At 61.9% G+C, this 8,885-nt stretch carries 8 protein-coding genes; 2 read left to right on the top strand and 6 right to left on the bottom strand.

Annotated elements, in window-relative coordinates; genetic code table 11:
- The 6 genes from EPO09_RS03865 to EPO09_RS03840 form a co-directional block, all read right to left on the bottom strand.
- Positions 1-807: molecular chaperone DnaJ (locus EPO09_RS03865; RefSeq protein ID WP_290640350.1), on the bottom strand; the 807-nt coding region annotated here is incomplete at its 3' end.
- 149 nt (positions 808-956) lie between these two features.
- Positions 957-2,897: a molecular chaperone DnaK gene (dnaK, locus tag EPO09_RS03860; protein ID WP_290640349.1), complete on the bottom strand. Its 1,941-nt coding sequence runs from the start codon at positions 2,895-2,897 to the stop codon at positions 957-959.
- A gap of 146 nt (positions 2,898-3,043) precedes the next feature.
- The gene (gene grpE, locus EPO09_RS03855) at positions 3,044-3,589 is read right to left on the bottom strand and encodes a nucleotide exchange factor GrpE (protein ID WP_290640343.1); all 546 of its coding nucleotides are present in this window, start codon (positions 3,587-3,589) and stop codon (positions 3,044-3,046) included.
- A gap of 192 nt (positions 3,590-3,781) precedes the next feature.
- Positions 3,782-4,213: an RNA-binding S4 domain-containing protein gene (locus EPO09_RS03850; protein WP_290640341.1), complete on the bottom strand. Its 432-nt coding sequence runs from the start codon at positions 4,211-4,213 to the stop codon at positions 3,782-3,784.
- A gap of 15 nt (positions 4,214-4,228) precedes the next feature.
- Positions 4,229-6,382: an FAD-dependent 5-carboxymethylaminomethyl-2-thiouridine(34) oxidoreductase MnmC gene (gene mnmC, locus EPO09_RS03845; RefSeq protein ID WP_290640339.1), complete on the bottom strand. Its 2,154-nt coding sequence runs from the start codon at positions 6,380-6,382 to the stop codon at positions 4,229-4,231.
- A gap of 3 nt (positions 6,383-6,385) precedes the next feature.
- Positions 6,386-7,168, bottom strand: a complete 783-nt coding sequence (locus tag EPO09_RS03840; RefSeq protein WP_290640337.1) for a 3-hydroxybutyrate dehydrogenase — start codon at positions 7,166-7,168, stop codon at positions 6,386-6,388.
- A 114-nt stretch (positions 7,169-7,282) separates the two neighbouring features.
- On the opposite strand from EPO09_RS03840, the gene EPO09_RS03835 reads away from it, so the two are divergent.
- Together EPO09_RS03835 and EPO09_RS03830 are read left to right on the top strand one after the other, a co-directional pair.
- Positions 7,283-8,194, top strand: a complete 912-nt coding sequence (locus EPO09_RS03835) for an alpha/beta hydrolase (protein WP_290640354.1) — start codon at positions 7,283-7,285, stop codon at positions 8,192-8,194.
- A 74-nt stretch (positions 8,195-8,268) separates the two neighbouring features.
- A partial coding sequence (locus tag EPO09_RS03830) for an HD domain-containing protein (RefSeq protein WP_290640352.1) occupies positions 8,269-8,885 on the top strand: 617 nt, incomplete at its 3' end.

Genomic DNA, 8,885 nt, shown 5'->3' with positions numbered 1-8,885 from the left:
CGATCTCTCGAAAATGTCGTGCTGCTTGATGCGGATCTCGATGTACAGGTCACCAGGAGGGCCGCCATTGGTGCCGGGCTCGCCGTTGCCAGCCGAGCGGATGCGCATGCCTTCATTGATGCCTGCAGGGATCTTGACTTCCAGCGTCTTGGTTTTCTTGACGCGGCCCTGGCCATTACAGGCTGTGCAGGGCTCTGGGATCACCTTGCCGGTGCCTGAGCAGTGCGGGCAGCTTTGCTGGACGCTGAAGAAGCCCTGGCGCATGTGAACCGTGCCGGAGCCATTGCAGGTCGGGCAGGTCTTGGCGCTGGTGCCGGGCTTGGCGCCGGAGCCATGGCAGACGCCACACTCGTCCCAAGCGGGGATGCGGATCTGCGTGTCCTTGCCAGCTGCGGCTTCTTCCAGCGTGATTTCCATGGCATACGACAAGTCGCTGCCGCGGTAAACCTGCGGGCCGCCGCCGCCACGGCGTTGGCCACCGCCACCTTGGCCGAAGATGTCGCCAAAGATGTCACCGAAGGCATCGGCAAAGCCGCCGAAGCCTTCAGGGCCACCGCGGCCTGCACCCATGTTCGGGTCCACGCCAGCATGACCATATTGATCGTAGGCCGCCTTTTTCTTGGGGTCCGAGAGCATCTCGTAGGCCTCTTTGACCTCCTTGAACTTCTCTTCGGCTTCCTTGGCCTTGTCACCCTGGTTGCGGTCAGGGTGAAACTTCATGGCCAGCTTGCGGTAGGCCTTCTTGATGTCGTCGTCCGAGGCGCCTTTGGCGACGCCCAGAACTTCGTAAAAATCGCGTTTTGCCATGATCTTGATGGGCTGTGCGAGTGTGTCGCGTGCTGGTCTGTCTAGATCCAACAAAGGCACAGGGCATGAGCGTGAAGCTCATACGGCCTGTGCCCTGTCTGCTGGTGTTCAGGGCAAACGCATCAACTGCGCGTGTCCCCGAAAACCGATCAGTCCTTCTTGACTTCCTTGAACTCGGCGTCAACCACGTTGTCGTCAGCGGGCTTGGCTTGTTCTGCACCAGCGGCGCCTTCGGCACCGGCTGCACCTGCAGCGCCTTGAGCGGCCTGCATGTCAGCGTACATCTTCTCGCCCAGCTTCTGGCTGGCAGTCATCAGGGCATTGGTCTTGGCCTCGATGTCGTCCTTGTCGTCACCCTTGATGGCTTCTTCCACGTCCTTGATCGCGGCTTCGATCTTGTCCTTCTCGTCGGCTTCCAGCTTGTCGCCGTATTCCGTCAGGGACTTGCGCACGCTGTGGACCAGGCCGTCGCCCTGGTTCTTGGCCTGAACCAGTTCCAGCTTTTTCTTGTCTTCGGCCGCGTTCAGCTCGGCGTCCTTCACCATCTTCTGGATTTCTTCCTCGGACAAGCCCGAGTTGGCCTTGATGGTGATCTTGTTTTCCTTGCCGGTGCCCTTGTCCTTGGCGCTCACGTGCAAGATGCCGTTGGCGTCGATGTCGAAGGCCACTTCGATCTGGGGCACGCCGCGTGGTGCGGGTGGGATGCCTTCCAGGTTGAACTCGCCCAGCATCTTGTTGCCCGAAGCCATTTCACGCTCGCCCTGGTAGACCTTGATGGTCACGGCAGGCTGGCTGTCATCGGCGGTCGAGAAGGTTTGTGCGAACTTGGTCGGGATCGTCGTGTTCTTGGTGATCATCTTGGTCATGACACCACCCAGGGTTTCGATACCCAGGGACAGCGGGGTCACGTCCAGCAGCAGCACGTCGGTACGGTCGCCGGCCAGCACCTGGCCTTGCACGGCGGCACCCACGGCCACGGCTTCGTCAGGGTTCACGTCCTTGCGGGGTTCCTTGCCGAAGAATTCCTTGACCTTCTCTTGCACCTTGGGCATGCGGCTCATGCCGCCTACCAGGATCACGTCCTGGATGTCGCCTACGGACACGCCTGCGTCCTTGATGGCCATGCGGCAAGGGGCGATGGTGCGCTCGATCAGCTCTTCAACCAGGCTTTCCAGCTTGGCGCGGGTCAGCTTGATGTTCAGGTGCTTGGGGCCGGTGGCGTCTGCGGTGATGTAGGGCAGGTTGACGTCGGTCTGCGTGCTGTTGGACAGCTCGATCTTGGCCTTTTCAGCGGCTTCCTTCAGGCGTTGCAGGGCCAGCACGTCCTTGGACAGGTCAACGCCTTGTTCCTTCTTGAACTCGGAGATGATGAAGTCGATGATGCGTTGGTCGAAGTCTTCACCGCCCAGGAAGGTGTCACCGTTGGTCGACAGCACTTCGAACTGCTTTTCGCCGTCCACGTCAGCGATTTCGATGATGGAGACGTCGAACGTACCGCCACCGAGGTCATACACGGCGATCTTGCGGTCACCGGCGCCATGCTTGTCCAGGCCGAAGGCCAGGGCCGCAGCGGTCGGTTCGTTGATGATGCGCTTGACTTCCAGACCGGCAATGCGGCCAGCGTCCTTCGTGGCCTGACGTTGTGCGTCGTTGAAGTAGGCGGGCACGGTGATGACGGCCTCGGTGACTTCTTCACCCAGGTAGTCTTCGGCGGTCTTCTTCATCTTGCGCAGCACTTCGGCCGACACTTGGGGAGGTGCCATCTTCTTGCCGCGCACTTCAACCCAGGCGTCGCCGTTGTCGGCGGCTGCGATCGTGTAGGGCATCAGGTCGATGTCCTTTTGCACTTCCTTTTCAGTGAACTTGCGGCCAATCAGGCGCTTCACGGCGTACAGCGTGTTGCGGGGGTTGGTCACAGCCTGGCGCTTGGCCGAGGCGCCGACGAGGATCTCGCCGTCTTCCTGATACGCAATGATGGAAGGGGTGGTGCGAGCGCCTTCGCTGTTCTCGATCACCTTGGTGGTGTTGCCTTCCATGATGGCCACGCACGAGTTGGTGGTGCCCAGGTCGATACCAATGATCTTGCCCATTTAGATAGCTCCTATCGAATTTGCTTTGGAAGCTTCGTGCTTCCGCTTGTGTACTGATATGCGAACAACCGTTCTTTTTTCAAGGCCCCGCAACAACTATTTGCGGACAAAGCAGGGCGATGCGAGCGATTGCTGGCGGTGTTGGTTTATTTCGGTGCGGCCACGGTGACCAGGGCAGGGCGCAGCACGCGATCGGCGATCGAGTAGCCTTTTTGCAGCACGCCCACGACGGTGTTGGCCTCCTGGTCGGCAGGCACCATGCTGATGGCCTGGTGGTAGTGCGGGTCGAACTTGGCGCCGGCGGCAGGGTTGATCTCCAGCACCTTGTTGCGCTCCAGGGCGGATGCCAGTTGGCGCAGGGTGATCTGCACACCTTCCAGCACGGTTTCAACGGGCGTGTCGGGCTTGGCCGCATGGGAGGCCAGTGCTGCTTCCAGGCTGTCACGTACGGGCAGCAGGCTTTCGGCGAAGGATTCAACGGCGAACTTGCGCGCCTTGCTGATCTCTTCTTCCGAGCGGCGGCGGATGTTTTCGCCTTCGGCCTTGGCGCGCAGGTAGGCGTCGGACACCTCGGCGTGCTTGGCGATCAGTTCAGCCAGTTGCTGCTCAACGGGCACAAAACCGACTTCTTCTGGCGCACCGGCAGTACCGGGTGCAGCTTGTTGCTCAGGGGTGGCGGACGTGTCGCTCATCTCGCTTGCTTCTTGAAATTAGGTTGGAAAATCCGAAAACCATGCGCATCTCGGGGCGTGTCAGACCATTTCAAGCCTGACTGCCGAAGAAATTTGTAACGGCGCCAAACCCGCGATTGTCGCAGGCCTTTGCCTTGCGGCGACACGTTAGCGCTTCGATTTTTCGGACGAGCGCTTTTGGCTGGGGGGTGTTTACTCGTCCGCGCTGGCCGACCAACGCTGCCAATCAGCCAGTTGACGGCGGTCCCGCTTGGTGGGGCGGCCTTGCTCGATGGCGTCAGCCGGCTCGCAGGCCAGCTTGCGTTGCGCTTGGAACGCAGTCTTGCGCTGGATGCTTTCCGGCGTTTCTTCGTAGAGTTGCTGTGCTTGCGGAGCGGGGCCGCGCACGGTGCTCAGGGCCAGCACGATCACCGTGCGGGTCAGGGCGCCGTTGCGGATGTCCACCCGGTCCCCGGCCTTGAGCTCGCGCGAGGCCTTGGCCACCTGCTCGTTGACCTGAATGCGGCCCTTGTCGATGTCGTCTGCGGCCAAGCCACGCGTTTTGTAGAAGCGGGCAGCCCACAGCCATTTGTCCAGTCGAAGGCGATCGGTCAGGCCAGGGAGGGGGCGGTTGTCGTCTTTCATGAGGTGGTGCGCACTTTACTTCACCAGGCTTGAAGGCGCCTTGCTTGGGCGCGTCAGCTGCCGGACCAGAAAACGTGCAGGATCGAGGGCATCACGCAGGTCGGTCTCCACCGGGCAAGGTGCGCCGGTCACCCAGTGTGCGAGCAAGTCGGCAGCCAGGCAACTCCATGTGATGCCGCGAGAACCCAGACCCGTCAACGCGTACAGCCCGCCACGTTCGCCGCGCTGGCGCGGGATCAAGCGGACCTGGTCCAGCCGCTTGGGCGTCTGCAGTGATGACAGGCGGGCCAAACTCCGCGGCAGGGCGCCAATCAGCGGCAGTCGATCTGGCGTGGTGGCACGCCAGGCTGTGCGGCCTTGCAATCCCGGAAATTGATCCAGCAGTGGCCTCGACTCATCCTGAGATGTGATCGCCCCAAGCCTGGCTGCCTGGCGCAAGTTGTGGCGATGGTCGGCTTCGCGCACGGCGGGGTCATCGTCATGAAGCTGTGTGGTGGCGCCACACAACAGGGTGTCATCCGGCAAGGTCAGCACGTAGCCACTGCCGGCCACCGGCAACAGCGGCCGTTTGAGCGTGCCTGATGCATCCAGTGGCATCTGGGAGATCTGCCCGCGCGTCGCGCTCAGCGGCAAGGGCGCCACAGATTGTGCGTCTGGCAGGCTCTCCAGCAGCCTGGCGGACTGCACGGCGCAGCACATCACCAGCGTCGGCGCACTGGCCAGCACGCCATCATCAGGCGACTTGGCGCGGACTTGCCAGTCTCCCGTCGGTGTTGGATGGATGGCGCTTGCCGATGTGCCCCAGACGGTGCGCAGCAAGGGTACGCCGTCGCGCGTCAGTGAGGCCACGGATGCCAGCATCAGTGTCGCCATGCCGGCCGGGTGCAGCCAGCCACCTTGGTGAAACAACCATCCGCCGGACTCAAGCTGCAAGCCAGAAAGCCGTTGTGCTTGTTCTAAATCCAGCCATTGCACGTGGTCTTCGGGCAAGGACTGCCGCGTGAGCCATTCATGCGCTTGCTCGGCTGTGATCTGGTCGTCCAGTCTGAGCAACCCATCAAGCTGCCCACGCAGTGCGCCTTGTTGGATCCAGATGGCAGCCTGCCTCCACGTTGCCATCGCGGCCGCACGGTGGGCACGGGCATGGATGCCGTCTTCCGCATGGAGGACGCTGTGGAACATGCCGCCAGGATTGCCCGAGCCTTCCATGGCTGGGGCCTCATGCTGGTCGATCAGCGTAACGCGCCAGCCCTCCAGGCACAGCGCGCGTGCCGCGGCGCATCCGGCCAGACCTGCGCCGATGATGATGGCGTGGCGGTCTTGGGACAGGGCGGGTTCGGGGTGCCAACCACCCGCTTGTCGCTGCGGCGTGAAGCGAGGCTGGTAGGTGGCACGCAGCATGTGCGGCTTGAAAGCAAAGCCGTCGATGAGCGCGACTTCAAAGCCTGCCGTGGTCAATGCGTCGCGCACAGGGCGGGCACACGACCAGGTGGCGACAGTGCTGCCTGGTGCGGCCAGCCGGTTCAGCCTCGACAGCAAGCCGGCGTCCCACATCTGCGGGTTCTTGGCGGGCGCAAAGCCATCGAGGTAGAACGCATCCACGCTGGCAATCAGCCTGGGCAGCAGGTCGGCGATGTCGCCCAAGCCCAGCAAAAGCGTCACGCGTTGCCGTGTTGTTCCGGCGGAATCTTCTTTGTCGTCGGCCGGCGCATCAAAATGCAGCGAGTGCATGCCCGGCGTCAGGGCTGGCCAGGCATCCACCAGGCAACCCGCCAGTTGTCTGCGGGCCGCGCGATCGGCGTCGCTCATCTTGCCCAGGTCCACCACAGCCTCATCCGACAGGCCATGCACCTTCTTGAGGTCCTCGCGGCACAGCGGGTGTTTCTCGATCGAGATGAACACCAGGTGATCGCAACGAAGTGGATCAGCCAGCCAGGCCGACCACGTCGCCAGGAAGTTGTTACCCAGGCCGAAACCCGTTTCCAGGATCACGAAGCGCGTGCGCTGCTGCCAACGCGCGGGCAGGCCGTTGCCAGCCATGAACACGTTCTGAGCCTGAGCCCAGGCGCCCACGGCGGCGTGGTAAAGATCGTCGTAAAGCGGCGAGTAGGGCACACCCGCCGCGTAACCCTCGGGCACTTCACCCAGGGTTGCGGGCTCCACTGTCATCGCTTATTGCGCAACCCAGCCGCCATCCACGTTCCAGGCCACGCCACGCACGTTGTCCGCCCCGGGCGAGCACATGAAAACGGCCAGATCGCCCAGTTGCCCTGGCGTCACGAATTGCAGGGAAGGTTGCTTCTCGCCCAGCAGGCTCTTCTGGGCATCGGCCAAAGAGATGCCTTCATTTGCAGCCTTGGCATCAATCTGCTTTTGCACCAGTGGTGTGAGCACCCAGCCCGGGCAGATCGCGTTGACCGTCACGCCCGTTGTGGCCGTTTCCAGCGCCACGGATTTGGTCAAGCCCACCAGGCCGTGCTTGGCTGCCACATAAGCCGACTTGCCAGCCGACGCTACCAGCCCGTGAGCCGAAGCCAGGTTGATGATGCGGCCCCAGTTTTTGGCACGCATGCCCGGCACGGCCAGGCGCATGGTGTGAAAGGCCGAGCTCAGGTTGATGGCGATGATGGCGTCCCACTTTTCAACGGGGAAGTTCTCCACATTGGACACGTGCTGGATGCCCGCGTTGTTCACGAGGATGTCCACGCCGCCAAATTCGGCTTGCGCATAAGCAAACAAGGCTTCGATTTCGGCGGGCTTGGACATGTCCGCTCCGTGGTAGCCCACTTTGATGCCATGGGCCTGTCCCGCAGACGCGACAGAAGCCTTTGGCGCCTCGACATCGCCAAATCCGTTCAGAATGATGTTGGCACCCTGTGCAGCGAGCTTTTCAGCAATCCCCAGACCGATCCCACTGGTGGAACCTGTCACGAGGGCGGTTTTTCCATTCAACATCTCGGGCCTCCTGTCGGCAAGAAGAAACACAATGTGGACTGGCCCATTATCTGACGACATACCCAAGCAATCGCCATGACCAGCATTCAGAACGACACATCATCTGCATCCGGCATGGAGCCGGTCCTTCAATATGTGACCTGTCCCGGTGCCAGCAAGACCGATGCCCAGACGCACCGCATGGCTTATTGGCAGTGGGGCGACGCGTCCAATCCGCGCATCCTCATTTGCGTGCATGGCCTTAGCCGCCAGGGCAGGGACTTCGACACGCTGGCACGTAGCCTGTGCGACCGCTATCAGGTGATCTGCCCCGATGTGGTGGGGCGTGGCCATTCAGATTGGCTGGCCGATCCCAAGGGCTATCAAGTCTTCTCTTATGTGGCGGACATGGTTGCCTTGATGCAACAGTTGCGCGCGCAAGTCAAAGCCACCGAGCCACTGGAGATCGATTGGGTCGGCACCTCGATGGGCGGCTTGATCGGCCTGGGCTTCTCGACCTTGCCACCCGAAGTCAGCGGCGTGAAGCTGCGCAAGTTCGTGCTCAACGACGTGGGCCCCAAACTGCGCTACGAAGCCATGGTGCGCATTGGCGAATACCTGGGCCAACCCATGCGCTTTGAGAGCGAACAGCAGGCTGCAGATTACCTCTGGAGCATCTCCACCGGCTTCGGCCCGCACACGCCCGAGCAGTGGCTGGCCCTGTCTCGCCCCTTGTTGCGCCCCGCGCCTGATGGCAATGGCCTGGTCCTGCACTATGACCCAGCCTTGGCTGAGCCCTTCAAGACGATCACCGAAGAAAGCGCTGTCAGTGGCGAAGCCATGCTCTGGCAGGTCTTTGACAGCCTGAAATGCCAGGTGATGCTGTTGCGCGGCAAGAACTCCGATCTGCTGGACATCGATACCGCCACGGCCATGACGCAACGCGGCCCCAAGGCACACATGATCGAATTCGAAGGCGTGGGACACGCCCCGATGCTCAACAACCCGACACAGCTTGAACCGCTGACCAAGTTCCTTCTTGCATGAAAACAGGTCTCCTCAACCCGATCTCATCACCAACGGATGCCCTCGCTCATGCCCCCATCGTGGAGCTGGCCGAGATGGCGCCTGGTGGCGAACCGGGTGAACAGCAGCAGGGTGCATCCGCCCCCGAGCAATTACTGGCCAAAGCGCGTGCTTTCGCTGAACCCTTGCTGCTGGCACAACGTTTCGATACCGGCGAAGACGCGCTCAGCCATGCCGACGGTGTGAGCTTCATTCTGCAAGGTATCGGTGCACCGCCGTCCTTGCGCGCTGCAGCCTATCTGGTCTACGCCAGCGAATACTTGACGCAACCCGAAGACGTGGTGGCACGTGCCTTTGGTGCCGATGCTGCAGGCCTGGTCGCCCACACGCGCAAGCTGGTGCAAGTGCAGCGCAACGCCCGCGATGCCTTGGGTGACAACGCCGATGGCCCACTCGCCGCTGAGCAAATCGAACGCATCCGCAAGATGCTGCTGGCGTTCTCGCGCGATCTGCGCGTGGTGCTGCTGCGTCTGGCCTCGCGTCTGCAGACCTTGCGTCACTATGCAGACACCAAACTGCCTTGCCCGAAAGCTTTGGCACGTGAATCCATGCAGGTGTTCGCGCCACTGGCCAACCGCCTGGGCATCTGGCAGATCAAATGGGAGTTGGAAGATCTGTCCTTCCGCTTTTTGATGCCCGATGCCCTTGTAGG

It is taken from the genome of Aquabacterium sp. (genome assembly GCF_004297345.1).
Classification (GTDB): domain Bacteria; phylum Pseudomonadota; class Gammaproteobacteria; order Burkholderiales; family Burkholderiaceae_C; genus Aquabacterium.
The sequence above is the reverse complement of the archived record's forward strand: the minus strand, read 5'-3'. Positions and strand labels throughout refer to the sequence as shown.

Bases quoted from the DNA above. Each gene is read 5' to 3' on its own strand.
- dnaK (WP_290640349.1), bottom strand. From the start codon at position 2,897: ATGGGCAAGATCATTGGTATCGACCTGGGCACCACCAACTCGTGCGTG.
- EPO09_RS03840 (WP_290640337.1), bottom strand. From the start codon at position 7,168: ATGTTGAATGGAAAAACCGCCCTCGTGACAGGTTCCACCAGTGGGATC.
- mnmC (WP_290640339.1), bottom strand. From the start codon at position 6,382: ATGACAGTGGAGCCCGCAACCCTGGGTGAAGTGCCCGAGGGTTACGCG.
- grpE (WP_290640343.1), bottom strand. From the start codon at position 3,589: ATGAGCGACACGTCCGCCACCCCTGAGCAACAAGCTGCACCCGGTACT.
- EPO09_RS03850 (WP_290640341.1), bottom strand. From the start codon at position 4,213: ATGAAAGACGACAACCGCCCCCTCCCTGGCCTGACCGATCGCCTTCGA.
- EPO09_RS03835 (WP_290640354.1), top strand. From the start codon at position 7,283: ATGGAGCCGGTCCTTCAATATGTGACCTGTCCCGGTGCCAGCAAGACC.